The 21,233-nt window shown below is 42.5% G+C and carries 9 protein-coding genes; 8 read left to right on the top strand and 1 reads right to left on the bottom strand.

All coding sequences use genetic code 11. The features are described from left to right. Positions 1 to 195 precede the first annotated feature (195 nt). Positions 196 to 4,083 (bottom strand): glycoside hydrolase family 66 protein, encoded by a 3,888-nt coding sequence (locus QM870_RS04535; protein ID WP_414368797.1) that lies wholly within the window; start codon positions 4,081 to 4,083, stop codon positions 196 to 198. A 611-nt stretch (positions 4,084 to 4,694) separates the two neighbouring features. Here QM870_RS04535 and QM870_RS04540 point away from each other — a divergent pair. The 8 genes from QM870_RS04540 (at position 4,695) to QM870_RS04575 (ending at position 21,110) form a co-directional block, all read left to right on the top strand. Further along, a complete protein-coding gene (locus tag QM870_RS04540) occupies positions 4,695 to 7,331 on the top strand; it encodes an LPXTG cell wall anchor domain-containing protein (protein ID WP_414368799.1) in 2,637 nt (878 codons plus the stop codon). A 162-nt stretch (positions 7,332 to 7,493) separates the two neighbouring features. After that, positions 7,494 to 8,360, top strand: a complete 867-nt coding sequence (locus tag QM870_RS04545; RefSeq protein WP_003008955.1) for an ABC transporter permease — start codon at positions 7,494 to 7,496, stop codon at positions 8,358 to 8,360. Next, positions 8,357 to 9,121, top strand: coding sequence for an ABC transporter ATP-binding protein (locus QM870_RS04550; protein WP_414368801.1), 765 nt, complete (start codon positions 8,357 to 8,359; stop codon positions 9,119 to 9,121). Before QM870_RS04545 ends, QM870_RS04550 begins: the two co-directional genes overlap by 4 nt. 743 nt (positions 9,122 to 9,864) lie before the next feature. Beyond that, entirely contained in the window at positions 9,865 to 10,407 is a 543-nt protein-coding gene (locus tag QM870_RS04555) for a hypothetical protein (RefSeq protein ID WP_118096064.1), read from the top strand. Positions 10,408 to 10,610: 203 nt separating this feature from the next. Beyond that, complete coding sequence (locus QM870_RS04560) at positions 10,611 to 12,272, top strand: ribonuclease J (protein WP_003008950.1); 1,662 nt, start codon at positions 10,611 to 10,613, stop codon at positions 12,270 to 12,272. A 70-nt stretch (positions 12,273 to 12,342) separates the two neighbouring features. After that, positions 12,343 to 13,125, top strand: coding sequence for an alpha/beta hydrolase (locus QM870_RS04565; RefSeq protein WP_070586761.1), 783 nt, complete (start codon positions 12,343 to 12,345; stop codon positions 13,123 to 13,125). Positions 13,126 to 13,451: 326 nt separating this feature from the next. Then, entirely contained in the window at positions 13,452 to 14,909 is a 1,458-nt protein-coding gene (gene gltX / locus QM870_RS04570; protein WP_414368804.1) for a glutamate--tRNA ligase, read from the top strand. Between the two features lie 237 nt (positions 14,910 to 15,146). Continuing rightward, positions 15,147 to 21,110 (top strand): accessory Sec-dependent serine-rich glycoprotein adhesin, encoded by a 5,964-nt coding sequence (locus QM870_RS04575; protein ID WP_414368806.1) that lies wholly within the window; start codon positions 15,147 to 15,149, stop codon positions 21,108 to 21,110. Positions 21,111 to 21,233 lie beyond the last annotated feature (123 nt).

Genomic DNA, 21,233 nt, shown 5'->3' on the forward strand with positions numbered 1-21,233 from the left:
TTTCAAACTGCCGGCAACAAGGGGAATGAATCCACTTTGAATTGGGATACAGTAGGGTTTGGAGTGGTAGTACTTCACACCCTTATTGTCGTCAGTTACCCTCATAAAAGGGATCTAGACTCTGAATGAGTTGTATAAATATAAAAAAACTTCCTTGGAACAGAATTCCATAGGAAGTTTCTTTGTGTTTGGGATCTACTCTTGTTTCTTTTTGTAAGAGATCAAACTGGCCAAACCTGCTAAGAGGCCAAGTCCAAGTAAGGCTAGCTGAGAGCCTTCTTCACCTGTTGCAGGTAGGTGAGTTCCTTCTTGAGGGGTGTTAGGAACAGCTTCAGGGAGTTCCTCTGTTTGGCTTGTTGTTTCAAGAGGTTTCTCCTCTTCTTTGTTAGAGAGAAGTGGTGATTCCTTTTCTTCATGAGCATCAGTCGTGTTTGCTTTTGTCACGGAAGGAAGAGGGCTGCCTGTTTCTTCTTTTTCTGTTTCTGGGGATGGTTGTGGAGTAGGGATTTCTTTGACCTTGTAGGCAAAGATCAAGATGGTTGTTCCCACTTCTACGTTCCCAGTTTGTTCAGCTGCACCGATCCGTTCATAGATGTGGCCGTCGTTGGAGATTTCATCTGGTGCGCTAGCGACGTAATGGGTTCCATTGTCCACATTTGTTGCAACAGCAAGCTCTGGTTGCAATTCAGTGTTAGTATCTTGGATGACAAATCGCGCGATGACCGTTCCTGTAGCTAACTTGTAATCATAGATGACAGTTTTCATTCCCTTAGTGACTGTGCCACTTGGATCAGCAGAATCAGCACGGTGTCCAACTAGATGGTAGATACGACCATCTTTTGTGATTTCTGTTGGGGCCTCACTGGTGTACTTGGTGCCGAAATCTACCTCTGTAGCAAGGTCTTGCGCCTCTTGCAGATCAGTGTCACTTCCCTCAATGAGGAATCGTACTCTGACCGATCCTTTGCTGATGGCATAGGTAATAGCAGTATCAGCTGTTGGAGAATCAGGGCTTGGAAGAAGATAGCCTTTGGTTTCGTCAAGTGGATCCACAAGGTTTAAGACTTGTCCACGAGCATCTTTTGGCTCTAATCCCTCCACGTAAGGAAGGGTAGCGGTAGGAGATGCAATGGCGGTTGGATTTGTGAGATCATTTAGATAAGTGATCTCTTTTTGAGCATGGGCTGGTTCTTTACCAGTAGCATAGCTGATCCTATAGGCACCGACTGGGCGATAGATGACCGTATCTGTGATGTCTGCTGCATCAGCATGAATGCCTGTATGTTCTCCTGCTTTTGTCAGATCAGAAGAGGTGGCATCAGTCGATTCTTCTGCTACGACAACATAGCCTTTTTTGACGGGATTTTCAAGAACTGCAAAGCTTGTGCCGTCTTGAGCTGTCCAGTCTTCAAGACTTGTCTCGCCTGTCACCAAATTGATGGTACCTTTGCGACTGAAATGAAGGGTGTTAGTTTGATCAGCTATTCCTGCAGGCTGGCGGTTAGATCCATCCTGGTCCTCTGTTACATAGGTTACCGTACGGGTAACTGTTTCAGATAAATGATTCAGATCAGCCGTTGTTTGACCAGCTGGAGCTAGAGGAGTTGGATAGACACGACCTTCGCTATCTCCTGGAACAACTTGACCGGCTTGTATGGGCTGTGTTGCAGAAAATTCCACAATTTTTGGTGCCAAGCGGACAATAAACTCTTGAACGCCATCATCATTGGTGTTGTTAGCGTCGCGGTCAAAGTTCGGTTGTCCGTCTGCATCGAAGCCATTCTCTACTAGTTCGTAGCCTTTCTTCAAATAGTTGGCAATGGTTTCTTTTGTAGAGTAGTTGATCTTTTCACCTGTATGACCAACCAAGTCACTGGAACGTTCGAGCTCAACTCCGTTTTCGTCTTGATAAAGAACATGAGCGGCTTCATTGAGTTTGACATAGAGCATGTCCCATACATCTAGACTCGGAACATCGATAGCAGCCATCCATTGGCCAGCTCCTCCGTCATAATAAACATTTGCGCTTGTTTCTCGGAGGTTGATGTTGTATTTTCCTTCAACAGCATCAGGTGTTGCCCAGTAAATGCTGGCGTGTTCAGCCTGATCTTTTGTGATTTTTCCGAGTGGAACAAAAGCTTGAATATTGGTCAATTTTTCGGTTGTATTCACAGCGCTGTTCCATTTGTTTTCAGTGATGCCGACCAAATTGATCAAGTGAGCAATCCGATCACCCGTCTTGGTTTCTTTTGTAATGGTATAAACAGTTCCAGGTTGAACCCCGTCAGCATTATCCAGGTTGGATCCGATGAAGTTGCCGTTGACCAGTACATTTGTATTGTCTACAATCCGACGAGTATCATGTGCCAAGGTGTCGCGTCCGCGGAGAAGTTCTTGATAAGCAACGATGAATTCTTGGTAGTTGAATTCTGCATTGGCAAACTCAGCATTGACTGGTAGGTTTTGATTGAGATACCATTCTGCTTGGATCACCCCAAAACCTTTAGCATCTTGAGAAGTATTGAGGGCTGCAGTCGTCATATGGTAACCACCGCTTGCTGCGATGATGGCATCTGTCAGCAATTCGTTGTCTTTGCTGAGGGCTGATGCATTTTTACCACGATGGGTATAGGCTGCGATGATAGGAGATTTCCCCTTGTATAGATCACGCATCCGTTCGGTAAGGCGCGTCAAGGCTTGGTAGGTAGAGTCATAGGCAATGCTATCGCCCCAAACTTCCGCATAAGGTGCAGAGACATTGGTCTTTCCTAGTCGATCAGCATCTCCAGTAGAGATATCGTTGATCATGAAGTCATAGCCTTCTTTTTTGAGGGCCTCTGTTGCAGCTGTGGCTAGTTCTGGATAGTGTTCGCTCAAAGAGAAGCCTTTTCCAGGTTCACTGACTTTTTCCACCCAGTTAGATCCCATGGTATCCCCTTGCCATCCATCAAAATTCCCTTCTTTCATGGCTTTGGTCATGACTTCGATGATAAATCTTTGCCAATTTGGATCACCCGGATCGAGAAATTGTTGGATATCAGTCGCTGTGACATCACCCTTTTTACCAAAATTGAAATGGTCTTCTAGATTGCGAACAATGGCACTTTTCACTTCATTTGGGACCCCTTCTTCGAGGGAAACTGCGTAAATCATGTTATACAGCATGGCTTTGGCACCAGTTGTATGGACATGAGCCACCAGCTCTTTGACTGCTTCTGTATCGATGACAGGTAAGTAGGACTTGCGCTTGTCAGGATCTGTTTCGTTATTTGGAATCAAGAAAGTAGCCCAATCTTGAGTGAAACGTTCAACATTTGCTGGGAATGGGTTGGCAGGTGTATTGTAAACGTCATAGAAGAAGTAGTTGTTGATGTGCATATTGGCCAATTGGTCAATACTATTCTTGTAGCCTTCTACCTGATCATTGGTGATGGAGTTGTGATTGTCTTTTGAGCCGGCAACCACCCCATAACGTGGGTAGATCGTCCAGTCATCTTCAACAGCAAGACCCGCTGCCTTATGAAAGGCTTGGGAGCCATCTGCTTTCTTACCAAGGACATCAACGATAAATCCAGCATTAGGTGAAAAGATCGTACTTGGAATTGTCAGTTCGCCGCCTTCAACGTTTTTCTTTTCATAAATGACCTGATCTAAATGAGAGACAGTGACATCAGATGAAACCACTTCAGGGTTGTTGATGGAGATCTGAACATCTTCCCCACTTTTATAAGTCGCTTTATCAAAGGTGACGTCGTTGGTGATTTTTGGAGTATTATAAGTAGTTGCTGGAGTTGCACTGACCAGTTGAGTGGCAGTCACAGTTGGTGTTGATTCCGATGGAGAAGACGTTGCTTCCGTCGTAGCACCTTCCTCACTAGTAGTGGTAGGAGTACTGCTATTGGTTGCTACTGGTTGAGCGGTTGCTGGGATCTCAGAAGTCGGATTGGTGTTGACCTCATCAGCCATGGCAACAGAGCTTACCATCAAGGCTCCAAAAAGGGTAATCATAGAGACCAATGCCTTGTTGCGCTTGCGAAAATAGCCGTGCCCTTTTTCAGAGACACTATTTTTTTGTTGTTTCATTTTTTTCTCCCACATACTGTTTGTATAGTTCGTTGAATAGTTTAAAGTAAATTGTTCTGTCGATGCCAATAAGTATACGACATTTCACTAGATAGTGTCAATTTAAGAATGAAAGCCTGTTTGAAAATTTTCATGGAAGTATTAGAAAATAGCCTTAAATAGGGGTTTTTGATTCATAAAAATGAAAAACTAAAAAACGTTTGACACAAAATTTCCCCGCATTTTAAAAACAGTACAAATTAGTGATAAAAACAGAACAAGGAGAAACGTTTGTATAAGTTGTAAAGCCTATTAGTAAAAGAAATTCTGCAGTTTATTCTGTTTTTATTTCTGTAAATAAAGTTAAAAAAATTTTTTTAGAAAAATGAACTGGCAAAAATCAGATATCAAACGTTTGACATATATAGAAGAAAACTAAAAAGAAAACTTTTATAAACAAGGAGTTTTATCAAAAAAGAAGCAAAATTTAAATGGAGATGTGAAAAAAATCAAAAAATAATATTGACACATAAGGGGGTAAGTGTTAATATCTCTTTGCAAAAATCAACACTAGCGTTTAAAGTGTTGATTTTTGTAAGGATAAATTTGAAAAAGAGGTTAGAAGGAATTATATGTCACTAATTAAAGATAGCAAGACTACCAAATATGCCTTGCGTAAAACGTCTGTCGCTTTTGGTTCTGTAGCAGTCGCTACGGTTCTTGCAGTAGCAGGTGCTGCATCTGTTTCTGCAGATGAAGTTGCTTCAGCTACTACAACGGTCACTTCAACAACGGCTACTCCAACAAGATCGACAACTGAGACTAAAGAAGTTGCTGTACCAGATTATTTGGAGACTGCGAAAACAGATGCGGCGACTACTGGACTTGAAGTTACAGAAACAGAGGCAAAGACCCAAGCAGATGAAAAAACTGCTGAGCAAGATTATGCGAAGCAAGCCATTGCTATGGATAAAACTGTAGCAGACTATAAGGCAGAAGTTGCAGCAAATCAAGCAACTTATGAGAAGGAAAAAGCAGTTGTAGATGCGAAAAATGCAGTGGCTCAGGCATCTTATGACAAGGAAGTTGAAACCTATAACAAAGAGCAAGTTGCTTACGAAAAAGCAGTGGCTGAGAATGCTGTAGCCCTAGCAGATAATCAGGCTGCAAAAGCGGCTTATGAAAAAGCCTTTGAAGAATACCAAACTGCTTTTAAAGCTTATATTGAGTCTGTTAAAGCCAAACAAGCCGTTGAGACAGAAAACAATTTAGCCCAAAAGGCTTACGATATCAAATTAGCCGACTACAAGGAGAAAAAGCGTCTCTATGATGAAGCGCAAGCAGCGTACTTGATTGATAATGAACTATACAAGAAGAAAAAAGCGCAATACGATGATGCTAAAGATGCCTTTAATAAGATGGTTGCAGAGCGTGGTGGAAACCCTGAGAAGTACAAACAAGATTTGACCTTCCTCCCAGAAGAGTTGGCAGATGGGGAAACAACGACGCTTTACCACCAAACAACAGGACTTACTACGTATTTGACAAAAGAAGGTCAATCTCGCTTGTATGGGGATGGTAAAGCTACCAAGATGTATGAAACCAAGAACCTACAAGATTCTGATTTGACAACAACGAACCCATATGCAGATAATGAAATCGAATGGGCAGTCGTCAAAGTTGGAGATAAGTTCGACGTAACCTACAAGGGTCTTCGCCAAGCTAATATCAAAGAAGGTCGTGATATCAAGCGTATCGCTAAAGTGGTCTACAAGTATGAAGTGAAAAGCTTGCCATCTAATGACGGTCGAGGAATCGTTCAAATTTACAATGATCCAGCGGTAACAATGACGATCGGAAGCTCAACTGACACAGACCAACCCGTCACAGTTGGTGTTGATGTTGAATTTTATGATGAAAATGATCAATTGATTAATTTAGCTAACCATAATGCCATTTTGGCTTTGAATTCCTTAAACCACTGGAATGGAGCTTCTTATGTTGAAAATGACAAACCTCGCGCCCTTCTTGTAGAAGCTAAAGATATCAATGGAAACACTGTTCGTGGAACTTGGGATCCTTATTCAGATGGTAGCAACCCTAGTCTTGACGGAGCAGATGTCGCTGTGAAGCGTGGCTATGCAAACTTCGGTAGCGCTCAAGTCTTTAATGATGCTGACAATCCATTGAAGATCGTTGGTCAAAAAGCAACTTGGGATGGGAATGGTTTCTCAGTCAGTGAAGAAACTGTCCTTGATGTGACGACAGTCAATGCTTCAGGTGGAGGGAATGGTCATTCTATCGGAACAGAAGACTATCAATTTGGGGATAATTCTGATATTGTCGGTACTTATTCAGTTGATGCGGGATCAGGGATTTTGACCTATACTCCACGGATGAAGCACCAAAATACACCTCACGTAGAGTCTGTAAATATTGGAAATAAAGAATTTATTAAATTGCCAAATTCTAGTGTTGACCAAGATCCAACTACTAAGGAAGTATTTGCCAAGGAACAAAACCAGTACATGAATGAAGGTGCAACCTTTAATGCGGATCCTTCAAGTTCAACTAAAGGATGGGATGATCCCAAAAGTCCGTATCTCTACTATGGTGGTGGTGCAGTTATCTTGAAAGACGGCCATCTTGAGTTCACTGCAAAGGGAGCAAATGCTACGGATGAAGCAACCCTCTATTGGTTCTCAATCAATTCAAATGTTGCCTTTCCACAAGATCCAGGAGATGAACCGGTGAAACCAACCGCTCCAACCGCTCCAACAGCCCCTGAAAAACCTGAAATCAAAGACGTTCCAGCTGAAAAGGAAGTTCCTGTTCCGCCAGCTTGTCCACTTTACAAGGTAGAACCAAAAGTTCCTGAACAACCAGTGAAGCCAACAGCTCCTGAATTGGAAAAGGATCCGGTGCTAAAAGAAACTGTAAAACCAACTGTAGAATGGCATAAAAATAATATTCTTGTTACAAAAGAAGAACCACAACCGGAGCCACAGCCAGAACCACAACCGGAGCCACAGCCGGAACCGCAACCAACACCAACACCTAAACCAGAGCCTAAACCAATTATTGGCTACCATACGCCTGCGCCAATGGTAGAGCAAAAGGTTGAAGAAAATTTGGTCTCAGATGTTGTGAAGGTGAAAGAAGTATTGCCACACACAGGTACAGAATCAGCAACAGCTCTTACCAGCCTTGGCTTGCTTGGTGTGATCGCAACAGGCTTTGGTCTTGCTCAAAAGAAAAAAGAAGACTAAGATTTTCTTTCAATCCTTTAAAAAAATATCACGATTAAAAACCAGAAGGTACTACCTTTTGGTTTTTTTATAAAGCATGAAAAGGGAATTGATGACAATTTCCTATAGGTTCTCCTCCATATTTGTGATACAATTAAACTACTATTATCGAAGGGAGAAACTATGATTAATTCAATTGTTTCACAAGGTTTGATTTGGGCCATTCTAGGGTTAGGAATCTTTATGACGTTCCGAATTCTAGATTTTCCAGATATGACGACAGAAGGGTCCTTCCCGCTTGGAGGAGCGGTGGCGGTGACCTTGATTACCAAAGGGGTCAATCCACTCCTTGCGACGCTGGCTGCTATTGGTGCAGGGTGTTTGGCGGGACTTGCGACGGGTCTTCTCTACACAAAAGGGAGAATACCGACACTCTTGTCAGGGATCCTTGTAATGACATCTTGTAACTCGGTTATTCTCTTTGTCATGCAGCGGGCTAATTTGGGACTTCTGGGCTATAAAAAAATTCAGGAATTTCTTCCTTTTGCCAGTGGGTTCAATGAGATTCTGATTGGCTTGATTTTCGTAACGCTTGTGATCCTTGGTTTGATCTTCTTCTTGGATACACGCTTGGGTCAAGCCTATATTGCGACAGGGGACAATCCAGATATGGCCAAGAGCTTTGGGATCAACACCGACCGGATGGAGTTGATGGGCTTGGTCATTTCAAATGGGATTATTGCTCTTTCTGGTGCACTGATGGCCCAACAAGAAGGCTATGCGGACGCTTCACGTGGGATTGGTGTCATCGTTATCGGGCTTGCCAGCCTCATTATTGGAGAGGTTCTCTTTTCAAATGTCACCTTGACAGAGCGCTTGCTCAGTATTGCGATCGGATCGATCGCCTACCAATTTTTGATTTGGGCCGTGATTGCGCTTGGCATCAATACCAGCTATATTCGAATCTTCAGTGCCTTGATCTTGGCTATCTGCCTGATGATTCCAACCTTTAAGGGAAAAATCATGAAAGGAGCGAAACTCAGTAAATGACAGCAATTGTAGAATTAAAAAATGTAACCAAAGCTGTGAGCAATGGGATGAATGAAGAAAAAGTCATTCTGGATGATGTCTCCTTGGAAATTCGAGAACATGATTTTATCACGATTTTAGGGGGCAATGGAGCTGGGAAATCAACCCTCTTTAATACCATTGCTGGGACACTTCCAGTTAGTAGCGGGAAGATCTATATTCTAGGGGAAGATGTGACCAACTACTCTCCTGAGAAGAGAGCCAAGTACCTATCTCGTGTCTTTCAAGATCCTAAAATGGGAACAGCGCCTCGCATGACAGTGGCAGAAAATCTCTTGGTAGCGAAGTTTCGTGGAGAAAAACGTGGTTTGATTCCGCGTCACTTGGCAAGCTATAAAGAAGAGTTTCAAACAGTTCTTGCTAAGATCGGCAATGGCTTGGAAAATCATATCGATACAGCAGTTGAGTTTCTATCAGGGGGGCAACGTCAGGCTTTGAGCTTGTTGATGGCGACACTAAAACGTCCAGAACTTTTGCTATTAGATGAACACACTGCAGCCTTGGATCCGAAAACCAGCCAGGCTCTGATGACCTTGACGGATGAGTTTGTGAAACAAGATGCCCTCACGGCTCTTATGATCACCCACCATATGGAAGATGCTTTGAAATATGGGAATCGCTTGATTGTGATGAAAGATGGGCATATCGTCCAAGATCTCAATCAAGAAGAAAAAGCCCAAATGGCCATCGCAGACTACTATCAATTATTTGAGAAAGACTAAGATACAAAGGGCGTAGCGGATAAAGTGAAAATAGGGAGTAGGACAGAAGCGACATCGTTCATGGCGCTTCGTCGTCCCACCTCCGCACAGTTGAGTAGGGCTGTAAAAGCTGATGAAATCAGCGTAGTAGAGCCCACTCAACCACTGCGTCTTGCTCGACAATCCAAAAATAATTGAGAGGCTAGGATTTTTGTCCCAGCCTCTTTTCTTTTCCTTAAATTATCTGTAAAACCGCATAAAAATTGGAACTAGTTTCAGCTGAAATCGCTTGCAATTACTTAGGTAGCTGAGTATAATATAGTTAGAAAGATAAAGAAGGGATTGATACCAATGCCTTACCGAGTTAAAATTTAGGTTACTTCGTTTTGGGCCTGTTTTGCTGATATCTGTTCATGCTCTTATCGTAAAAGAGCAGTCATGTCGTGTGTGTCGGATCGGTTGGACGGTCGGGCAAACCTGCTTAGTTTGTCCGGAGACATAAGAAAACGTGGAAATAGTAGGTAGAAGCTTTTTGTAAAGGTTTTCAAACTTCGATGCGTCCAGTCGAAAACTAATCATTTGGATTTAGGATAGCAAAGAAAACCTCTGGTATTTTACACAAATACTATTAAATGAAATCAACATCATAAACATTGTTTTGTTAGCCAAAAGGTTAATTGCACCAAGTCAGTGAAGCAGACCAGGCCTCTAGTCCCGTAAGACTGGAGGCCATTTTTATAAAATACTCAGGAGGAGGTGAGAGTATGGGATTGTCGTATGCGCAAGAATATAGTTGTCGGGACCATTTTCGGCAAAGAGCTTTTGAGCGCTTTGGCGTAGATGATCAGCACTTGAATAAGTGGATCAACCAACACCTCTCCTCCCTCTCTCCTTATGATAGTAATGTGGTTCAACCCGCCAACACAGAAGCCTATGTAGCCAGTGATGGCGTCATCTTTGTTTGCAATATCAAAAGTCGGGAGTTCATCACTTGCTTTAAGGCGGTTAATTACCAAGAGTCTAAGGAAGAAGAGGAAGCCTATACGGACATTCACGAAAACAATGTCGCTTCCTTCAAAAAAGATGTGACCTACCTAGTCAATCGCTACCGACTCAAGGAAGCCAAAGAGCTGTTTAAAAACATTGGGGAGGATTTGGATGATTTTTATCGCCTGTCCCAAGCGGTCAAGAACGGCCAATTGAGCGAGCGAAATAGTAAGCGCCTAGAGGAATTGTTAGGCAAGTTTCATGTGATCAAGGCAGCCATGCGGATCATTGAAAATAAACGGGGAGATTACCATCTTTAGGGTCTTTTCCCCCTAAAAATAGGCGCCTAGAAGCCCTCTCATCTACTTCAGATGAGAGGACTTTTTTGCTATGGAAAGCTTTTTGAAAAAAAGAGAAAAAAATTGTATAATAGAGTGGATATGCAAGTATTTGCAAAGCTGTAATTCGACTTGGGCGACCAAGGACCGTAAGTATTAAAATAATCACACTAAAGGAGACAACAGTGAGTAGTATTAAATTAGTCACTCTTGGCGGTGTTCGAGAAAATGGGAAAAATCTCTACGTTGCCGAAGTGAACGATTCGATTTTTGTCTTGGATGCAGGTTTGAAGTATCCAGAAAATGAGCAACTTGGGGTGGATGTCGTTATCCCCAACATGGATTATCTATTTGAAAACAAGGACCGCATTGCGGGTGTTTTCTTGACCCATGGTCATGCGGATGCCATTGGGGCCTTGCCTTATCTTTTGGCGGAAGCGAAAGTCCCTGTATTCGGGACAGAGTTGACCATTGAGTTGGCTAAACTCTTTGTAAAAAGCAATGACAGTGTGAAGAAATTCAACGACTTCCATGTTATTGATCAAAATTCTGAGATTGATTTTGGCGATGCCGTCGTCTCTTTCTTTCAAACAACCCACTCCATCCCTGAAAGTATCGGGATTGTGATTGGCACTCCTGAGGGCAATATCGTCTACACAGGAGACTTTAAATTTGACCAAACTGCCAGCGAGTCATACGCGACAGACTTTGCTCGTCTAGCTGAGATTGGACGCGAAGGCGTCCTTGCTCTCTTGAGTGACTCGGCTAATGCGGATAGTAATATTCAAGTTGCCAGTGAGCAAGAAGTGGGCGATGCTATCTTAGATACAATTGCAGACTGGGATGGTCGAGTCATCGTAGCAGCGGTAGCCAGCAACCTTTCTCGGATCCAGCAGGTCTTTGATGCTGCGGCTGAGACTGGTCGTCGAGTGGTCTTGACAGGGTTTGATGTGGAAAACATCGTCCGAACAGCTATTCGCTTGAACAAATTGTCTCTTGCCAACGAAAAACTCTTGATCAAGCCAAAAGAAATGAGCCGTTTCGAGGATCATGAATTGATCATTTTGGAAACAGGCCGGATGGGTGAGCCGATCAACGGTTTGCGCAAGATGTCTATTGGCCGTCACCGTTATGTGGAAATCAAAGATGGGGACTTGGTCTACGTCGTCACAACGCCATCTATTGCTAAAGAAGCTGTGGTGGCTCGTGTGGAAAACATGATCTACCAAGCAGGTGGCATTGTCAAATTGATCACGTCAAGCTTGCGCGTGTCTGGTCACGGAAACGCACGGGACTTGCAGTTGATGATCAACCTTCTTCGTCCAAAATACCTCTTCCCGATCCAAGGGGAATACCGCGAATTGGATGCCCATGCACGAGTAGCGATGGAAGTCGGTATCTTGCCTGAAAATATCTTTATTCCAAAACGCGGAACTGTGATGGAGTACGAAAAGGGGGACTTCGTCCCTGCCGGTAGCGTCTCAGCTGGAGATGTCATGATCGATGGAAATGCCATTGGTGATGTGGGCAATATCGTCCTTCGTGACCGTAAGGTCTTGTCAGAAGACGGGATCTTTATCGTGGCGCTCACGGTGAATCGCAAAGAGAAGAAAATTATTTCCAAAGCGCGCGTGCACACCCGTGGTTTTGTCTATGTCAAGAAAAGTCGGGATATTCTTCGTGAAAGTTGCGAATTGGTCAACCAAAGCGTTGAAGACTATTTGGCACAAGATAGCTTTGACTGGGGTGAGTTAAAAGGTTTGGTACGCGACAACTTGTCTAAGTTCTTGTTTGAACAAACTAAACGCCGTCCAGCCATCCTACCAGTCGTGATGGAAGTGAAATAATAGAAGAAATGGAAACGCTTGGCAGCCAGAGGCTTGCCGAGTGTTTTTAACAGTAGAAAGAGGAAATCAAATGGCAGTTATGCAGATTGAGTATTATTCAGAAGCCTTAAAGATGGAGTGGGGCGTGTCCGTCCTTTATCCCGATGCATCGCGCGTGGAAGATCCAGCGGATACGGATATTCCAGTCCTTTATCTCTTACACGGGATGAATGGCAACCACCACTCCTGGTTGAAGCGGACTAATGTGGAGCGCATTTTGCGCAATACCAATCTAATCGTGGTCCTCCCCAATACCAATAATGGCTTTTACACAGATACCCAGTATGGCTACAACTACTACACGGCCATTGCAGAGGAATTGCCAGAGACTCTTTCTCGCTTCTTCCCTAATATGACCAAGAAACGGGAGAAGACCTTTATTGCTGGCCTATCCATGGGCGGCTATGGATCGATGCTCTTGGCTCTCAAGACAAATCGTTTCTCCCATGCGGCTAGTTTTTCCGGTGCTCTAAGTTTCCACGATCGGGATTTTGAAAACAATGACTTGGAACAACCAGCTTTTTGGAAGGGGATCTTTGGAGAGATTGAGGATTGGACGACCAGTCCCTACTCGCTAGAGACTGCTGCCAAGAAGTTTTCAGATAAGAAGACCAAACTCTGGATCTGGTGTGGGGAGCAGGATTTCCTTTATGAGGCCAATAATTTTGAAGTCAAGGAACTAGAAAAGTTAGGTTTGGATGTCACCTATACCCACAGCCCAGGTAAGCACGAATGGTTCTACTGGGAACGTGAGTTGGAGCACTTTTTACAAACCCTGCCAATTGACTTTGAATTGGAAGAACGTTTAAAATAAGATACAAATAGATTGGATATAAGAGAGTGGGACAGAAATCGGTGATTCGTTAGAATTCGATTTCGTCGTCCCACCTCCGCACAGTTGAGTAGGGCTGTAAAAGCTGATGAAATCAGCGTAGTAGAGCCCACTCAACCACTGCGTCTTGCTCGACAATCCAAAAATAATTGAGAGGCTAGGACTTTTGTCCCAGCCTCTTTTTTCCTATACATAGGAAGAAAGGCTAGAAAGGTCACTTATTCATTTCAGTCCTGCTTTCTTTGTGGTATAATAGGAACGATTGAAAAATGAGCTAGAAATAGCGAACAAGATAAGAGGAGAGAAATATGGCAAAAGATATTCGTGTGCGTTATGCACCAAGTCCAACAGGGCTACTACACATCGGAAATGCTCGTACAGCATTGTTTAACTACTTGTATGCACGTCACCATGGTGGAACCTTTATCATCCGTATCGAGGATACGGACCGCAAACGTCACGTCGAAGACGGAGAACGTTCACAGCTTGAAAACCTTCGTTGGTTGGGCATGGACTGGGATGAAAGCCCAGAGACGCATGAAAACTACCGCCAGTCTGAACGGTTGGAACTCTATCAAAAATACATCGACCAACTCTTGGCTGAAGGAAAAGCCTACAAATCTTACGTCACTGAAGAAGAGTTGGCAGCGGAACGTGAACGCCAAGAAGCAGCAGGTGAAACACCTCGCTATATCAATGAATACCTTGGCATGAGCGAAGAAGAAAAAGCAGCTTATATCGCAGAACGTGAAGCAGCTGGTGTGATTCCAACGGTTCGCTTGGCAGTCAATGAGTCAGGTATCTACAAATGGCATGATATGGTCAAAGGCGATATCGAGTTTGAAGGTGGCAATATCGGTGGTGACTGGGTCATCCAAAAGAAAGATGGCTATCCAACTTATAACTTTGCTGTTGTCATCGATGACCACGACATGCAAATCTCTCACGTGATCCGTGGAGACGACCATATTGCTAATACACCAAAACAGCTCATGGTCTATGAAGCGCTTGGTTGGGAAGCACCAGAGTTCGGTCACATGACTTTGATCATCAACTCTGAAACAGGTAAGAAGTTGTCTAAACGGGACACCAATACCCTTCAATTTATCGAAGACTATCGTAAGAAAGGTTACCTTCCAGAAGCAGTCTTTAACTTTATCGCTCTTCTTGGTTGGAACCCTGGTGGGGAAGACGAAATCTTCTCTCGCGAAGAACTCATCAAGCTCTTTGATGAACATCGTCTCAGCAAGTCTCCAGCTGCTTTCGACCAAAAGAAAATGGACTGGATGAGCAATGAGTACATCAAGAATGCGGATCTTGCGACCATTTTTGAAATGGCCAAACCATTCCTCGAAGAAGCAGGACGTTTGACAGACAAGGCTGAGAAATTGGTGGAACTCTACAAACCACAAATGAAGTCAGTGGACGAAATCGTTCCATTGACAGACCTTTTCTTCTCAGACTTTCCAGAATTGACAGAAGCAGAGAAAGAAGTCATGGCTGGTGAAACCGTGCCAACTGTACTTGAAGCCTTTAAAGCGAAACTCGAAGCCATGTCAGACGATGAGTTTGTGGCAGAAAATATCTTCCCACAAATCAAAGCAGTTCAAAAAGAAACTGGGATCAAAGGGAAGAATCTCTTTATGCCAATCCGAATCGCCGTTTCAGGTGAAATGCATGGTCCTGAATTGCCAGATACCATCTACTTACTTGGTCGCGAAAAATCCATCCAACACATTGAAAACATGTTGGAAAAAATCAGATAATTATCAGAAAAGTCCCTATTAAATGGGGCTTTTTGTTTTACCTCTAAAGTAAAAGTATTATAGGATTTTTTCAAAAAATTGCCCCGGTTTGACAAATTGATCCTACTGAAAACGATTTTATCACTATCTAAAACAAAAATTATAAAAAAATAGCAATAATTAAGGATAATTGCTTCCAAAAATCGACAGATTAGTCTATAATGTTAGGGAAATAAAAAATGTAATAAGGAGACAGAAATGTTTTTTAAACGTTCGAACGGTGAATTCCGTGAAACAGATCGTGTGACTCGTTTCAAATTGATCAAATCAGGTAAAAACTGGTTGCGTGCTGCGACTTCTAACTTTGGTCTTTTGAAAGTCATTCGTGGTCAAGTCGAAGAGACTGTTGTAGCTGAAGTGCGTGAAGACGCAGTATCAGTGAAAGAAATGACAAGCCGTGGCTTGCTCAAAGGGATCGTAGCAGCTGGGGCTGTTTTTGGTGCAGCTACAGTAGCGAATACTGCAAAAGCAGATGAAACAGGATCAGACGTTGCGACTGCATCTGAGCTTTCAAGTGAAGCTCTTGTAGAGCAAGGAAGTACTGTACTTGGTACAACTTCAACAACTGAATCTCAATCTGAATCAACTACAGAATCAACAACTGAGTCAACAACAGAATCAGCTAGCGCTTCTGCATCTGCAAGTGCTTCAACCTCTACAAGCGTATCTGTATCTCACTCAGCTTCATTGAGCGAACAAGGTTCAGCAGAACTTTCAGCAGCTTCAAGCGAATCAACTGTAGCAGCTGGCTCTGAAGCAAGTGTAGAAAGCACTACAACAGTAGCGAAAGCTGAAGATAAAGTTGTTTTGGAACAAAACACTTCAGAAGCAGCATTGTTGAACAAGATTGCAGGAGACTACTCAGCAACTGTTTCAGCTCCAGAAAAGAAAGCAGCACTTGAAGCTGCCATCGCTAAAGTTCAAACAGAATTGACAGCAAGCAACAGCTTGATCAACGCTAATGCTTCAGCTCAATCTTACGCAGACCAACGCGAACGTTTGAGCAAGTCAGTAGATGACATGATGGCAACTTTGACTGCAGCAGGATTTACTGGAAACACAACAGTAAACGGTGCTCCAGCAATTTCAGCTCAGTTGGCACCAATCTCAACAAGCACTACTGGTAGTGTAGATACTAACCCAGTTATCTCAAATGCGAATGGTGCAACGATTGAAGATGCAGCCTTTAACGAAGCAGGTTATGCTTTGGATCCAAACGCTGATCGCTTCACTTTTGGTGTATGGCAATTCCTTAAAACGAACCACGCTACTGGAGCTAAAACAAACTTTGATTACTATGCGACTCTTGCAGTAGACCGTTCAGCTATCACTGGTAGCCTTTCCGCTAATCCAGATGTTTACTTGCGTATTGTGAAGAAGTCTGATGGATCAGAAGTTTACACTCGTACCATCAAAGCTGGAGAAAGCAACATCTCACTTCCAAGCTACATCACAAACAACAACTCTGATGTAACCAATACTTTGACATACGCGGGTGCTAACGGAACTAATCCAGGTAACGTAACTTTCTCATTGGTAAATGCTAACCTTGAGTATGAAACACTTCAAATCCGTGATACCAACTACCCAGGTAACCAAGGTGAAGACAAACAAAACGTTCAAACTTCTGTTCCTTATGCGAAAGCTGATCAAACAACTTACTATAAAGTCGTTGATAGCAGCAAGTATACAGAAGGTCAAACATACAAACCAACTGGAAATGAAACAGTTCTTGCAAGCTATACGCAAACAGGTCTTGCAGGGCAACAATTCACAGCTTCAAACAATCGCGAGATTGCTGGTTACAAACAAGTACCAGCAACAACTGACTCAACTCAAAAAACATCTGGTATCCTTGGTAAGGGTGTTGTTGGACAAAAACTTGTCGAACTTCAAGGTGGTGCCAACCACTACTACGTGAAACGTATTTCTGAAATCGTTGATACTGATGGCTCAACTGTAACGAAATTCTACGCTCTTGATCCATCTCAGGTTAACAACTTTGCGACATCAGATATTGGTACTGAAGATGTATCGAAGTACACACTCATCTACACAAGTAAAGTTAACAAAGCTGCTGAAGTGTGGAAAGCTGATGAGACTAAAGTTACAAAAGTAAACAGCAAAAATGGCGACTACTATATTGAAGTCAACGAAACTGCTGGAAGTAAAGATCTTATTATCACTGGTTGGCAGTCTGCTACTGAGACAGATACTTATAAACAAATGGACGGAACTCTACACACTTATCCACGTCCATTCAAAGGTGCTCCAAGCACATCATTGACACCTGCCGGAGCTGGTAATAACAGTTACAACGTCATTGCTGGTAAAGTTCCAGAAATCCAAGCAGAAGGATCTGTTGCGAATGACCCAACAGCACCAAATGGTAAAGTATACTCTGAATTGAAGGGTTATTCATCATTCTCAAACAACTACTCAATTCCAACTGCGATTAAACCATCGACTGATGTGAACTATTACTTTGTCAAGTCTAAAGGTAATGTTTACGTTCACTATAAAGACACTGAAGGTAACACAATCAAAGCATTTGTAACAGATGAAAAAGAACAACCAGTAGGTAAAGACTACGATACAGTAATCGATAACCGTCCACAAACAATCGAGTTCCAAAGTAAGACTTATGAATTGGTTCCAGCAGGAACTTACACAGTAGGTCAAGTTGATGACCAAGGACACCTTACATCATCAGATGCAACAACTGGTAAAGTAGCTGAAGAAGATAAGAATGTAACGTATATATACAAAGTGAAAGAAACACCAAAAGAAGGTGAAGTTGTTATCACTTATGTAGATACGAAAGGTAACGAAATCCAAAAATCTCGTCAAGATACACCTAAATCACCATATGATACACCATATGATACAACTGAAAAAGGTGAAAAGCCAAATATCATCAAGACCACTGATGGTAAGACATATAAGATTGTACCTAAAGGTGATTACCCAGTAGGAGGTGTTGATGAAAACGGTCATTTGAAGTCTTCAGACCCTATTACTGGTAAAGTTGACAAACCAAAATCAACCATTACTTACGTTTATGAGGAAGTTGGAAGTGTCTTCGTTCATTATAAAGATATTAACGGAAATACGATCATGGGATCTGTTATTGATGAGCAAGATCAACCACTTGAGAAGGATTATGATACTGTAGTAGATAACCGTCCTAAAGAAATTAAATTTGAAGGTAAAACTTACGAACTTGTAGAAGCTGGTAATTACCCAGTAGGTCAAGTTGACAGCCAAGGTCACTGGACAGGTGATGATGATACGACTGGTAAAGTGGCTTCAGGTGAGAAGAATGTTACTTATATCTATAAGTTGAAAGACGAATCTCAATCAGATTCAGGTTCAAATTCAGCATCAGAATCAGCTTCACAATCATTATCAGAAGTTGTATCTAACTCACAGTCTGTATCAGAACAAGCTTCTACATCATTGTCTGAATCAGCTTCTACATCATTGAGCCAATCAGCTGTTGAATCAGCAAGTGTGTCAGCTAGTCAATCATCATCATTGAGTACGTCAGCGCAAGAATCAGCTTCTGTATCAGCAAGCCAATCAGCATCATTGAGTACATCAGCATCTGAGTCAGCTTCTGTATCTGCTAGCCAATCAGCATCATTGAGCACATCGGCTTCAGCATCAGCATCAGTATCAGCAAGCCAATCAGCGTCATTGAGCACATCAGCTTCAGCTTCAGCATCAGTATCAGCAAGCCAATCAGCGTCATTGAGCACATCGGCTTCAGCATCAGCATCAACTTCAGCTAGTCAATCAGCGTCATTGAGCGAATCAGCTTCTGCATCTGAATCTGCATCGCAATCTATTTCAGAATCACAATCAGCTTCAACAAGCCAATCAGTTTCTGAATCAACATCAGCGTCTGAGTCAGCATCAGCATCATTGAGCGCATCAGCATCTGAGTCAGCAAGCGTATCAGCTAGTCAATCAGCATCATTGAGCACATCGGCTTCAGCATCAGCATCAGTATCAGCAAGCCAATCAGCGTCATTGAGCACATCGGCATCAGCATCAGCTTCTGTATCAGCAAGCCAATCAGCGTCATTGAGCACATCAGCATCTGAATCAGCATCAGTATCTGCTAGCCAATCAGCGTCATTGAGCACATCAGCGTCTGAATCAGCATCAGTATCAGCAAGCCAATCAGCATCATTGAGCACATCGGCATCAGCATCAGCATCAGTATCTGCAAGCCAATCAGCATCATTGAGCACATCGGCTTCGACATCACTTTCTACATCTGTATCACAATCAGCATCTAACTCTTCATCAAATTCTGAAAGTGAAAAACCTCAAGGTGAAGTTATTATTACTTACATCCGTGAGAATGATGGTAAGGAAATTAAAGTCCAACGTCAAGATACTCCTAAGTCAGACTACAACACGCCTTATGACACTACTGAGAACGATGAACAACCTAAGTACATTGAGTTTGAAGGTAAGAAATACGAACGTGTACCGGCTGGTGATTATCCAGTAGGTAAAGTTGATAGTGAAGGACATCTTGAAACTTCTGATCCAATCAAAGGTAAAGTAGAAAAACCAGTTTCTAAGATTACTTATGTTTATAAAGAGGTTAAAGAAGATCCAACGAAACCTAAAGAAGGTGACGTAATCATCACTTACGTAGACGAAAATGGTAAAGAAATTCAAAAACCTCGTCAAGACACACCAAACTCACCATATGATACACCATATAACACAACTGAGGAAGGTGAAAAACCTAATACTATCAAGACTCCAGACGGTAAGACATACAAGATCGTACCGAAAGGTGACTACCCAGTAGGTAAAGTTGATGGCGATGGACACTTGGAATCATCTGATCCAATTAAAGGTAAAGTTGATAAACCACGTTCAATCATCACTTACGTTTACAAAGAAGTGAAAGAAGATCCAACGAAACCTAAAGAAGGTGACGTCATCATCACTTACGTAGACGAAAATGGTAAAGAAATTCAAAAACCTCGTCAAGACACACCAAACTCACCATATGACACACCATATAACACAACTGAGGAAGGTGAAAAACCTAATACTATCAAGACTCCAGACGGTAAGACATACAAGATCGTACCGAAAGGTGACTACCCAGTAGGTAAAGTTGATGGCGATGGACACTTGGAATCATCTGATCCAATTAAAGGTAAAGTTGATAAACCGCGTTCAATCATCACTTACGTTTACAAAGAAGTGAAGGAAGAACCAACTCAACCTAAGGGTAGCGTATACGTACACTACAAAGATACTGAAGGTAATACCATTAAAGAATCAGTAACAGATGAGTTAGACCAACCAGTAGGTAAAGACTACAACACTGTTGAAGACAACCGTCCACAATACATTAGATTCGAAGGTAAAACTTACGAAATCGTACCAGTCGGAAACTACACAGTTGGTAAAGTAGATACTCAAGGTCACCTTGAATCAACAGACCCAACAACTGGTAAAGTGGTTGAAGGACGTAAAGACGTTACTTACATCTACAAACTTGTCGAAGAACCTGTACAACCTAAGGGTAATGTATACGTTCACTATGTAGATGAAAATGGTAACACGATCAAGACTTCAGTAGTGGATGAAAAAGACCAACCAGTAGGTAAAGACTACGATACAGTTGTGGATAACCGTCCTAAGACAATCACAACTGCAGATGGTAAAGTCTATGAATTGGTACCACAAGGTAACTACCCAGTAGGTAACGTTGACGGTGAAGGTCACTTGACAACAACAGACCCAACAACTGGTAAAGTTATCGAAGGTGATAAGAACGTTACTTATGTTTACAAACTTGTGAAGACTCCAAACGTTCCAACACCAAACACTCCAGTGCCACCAACTCCAACACCAAATACTCCGGTAGATCCAACACCTAATAAACCAATGGATCCAACACCAAATACTCCGGTAGATCCAACACCTAATAAACCAATGGATCCAACACCTAATACACCAGTGAACCCAGTTCCTGAGCAACCAGCTAAACCAGCTCCAGCTCTTGAACAACTTCCAAATACTGGTGAAACAGGATCTGTAGCTTCAGCTCTTCTTGGAGCAGTTGCAGGGGTTGCAGGGGTTGCAGCGCTTGGAAGCCGCAAAAAAGAAGATGAAAAATAATCTTCTATCCTAATTTGATTCGGTCATTTCAGGTATGTGGGAAATGAAAAAGGATCCAAAAAGAGAACCTTCGGGTTCTCTTTTTGTGTGCTGTTTTTTATGTTAAAAACTAGTCTTAATTAG

It is taken from the genome of Streptococcus parasanguinis, from assembly GCF_047463195.1.
In the GTDB taxonomy this organism is placed as follows: Bacteria; Bacillota; Bacilli; order Lactobacillales; family Streptococcaceae; genus Streptococcus; species Streptococcus parasanguinis_R.

What these genes read in the sequence shown, in the direction of transcription:
- QM870_RS04535 (WP_414368797.1), bottom strand. Translation starts at nt 4,083, where the DNA reads ATGAAACAACAAAAAAATAGTGTCTCTGAAAAAGGGCACGGCTATTTT.
- QM870_RS04540 (WP_414368799.1), top strand. Translation starts at nt 4,695, where the DNA reads ATGTCACTAATTAAAGATAGCAAGACTACCAAATATGCCTTGCGTAAA.
- QM870_RS04545 (WP_003008955.1), top strand. Translation starts at nt 7,494, where the DNA reads ATGATTAATTCAATTGTTTCACAAGGTTTGATTTGGGCCATTCTAGGG.
- QM870_RS04550 (WP_414368801.1), top strand. Translation starts at nt 8,357, where the DNA reads ATGACAGCAATTGTAGAATTAAAAAATGTAACCAAAGCTGTGAGCAAT.
- QM870_RS04555 (WP_118096064.1), top strand. Translation starts at nt 9,865, where the DNA reads ATGGGATTGTCGTATGCGCAAGAATATAGTTGTCGGGACCATTTTCGG.
- QM870_RS04565 (WP_070586761.1), top strand. Translation starts at nt 12,343, where the DNA reads ATGGCAGTTATGCAGATTGAGTATTATTCAGAAGCCTTAAAGATGGAG.
- gltX (WP_414368804.1), top strand. Translation starts at nt 13,452, where the DNA reads ATGGCAAAAGATATTCGTGTGCGTTATGCACCAAGTCCAACAGGGCTA.
- QM870_RS04575 (WP_414368806.1), top strand. Translation starts at nt 15,147, where the DNA reads ATGTTTTTTAAACGTTCGAACGGTGAATTCCGTGAAACAGATCGTGTG.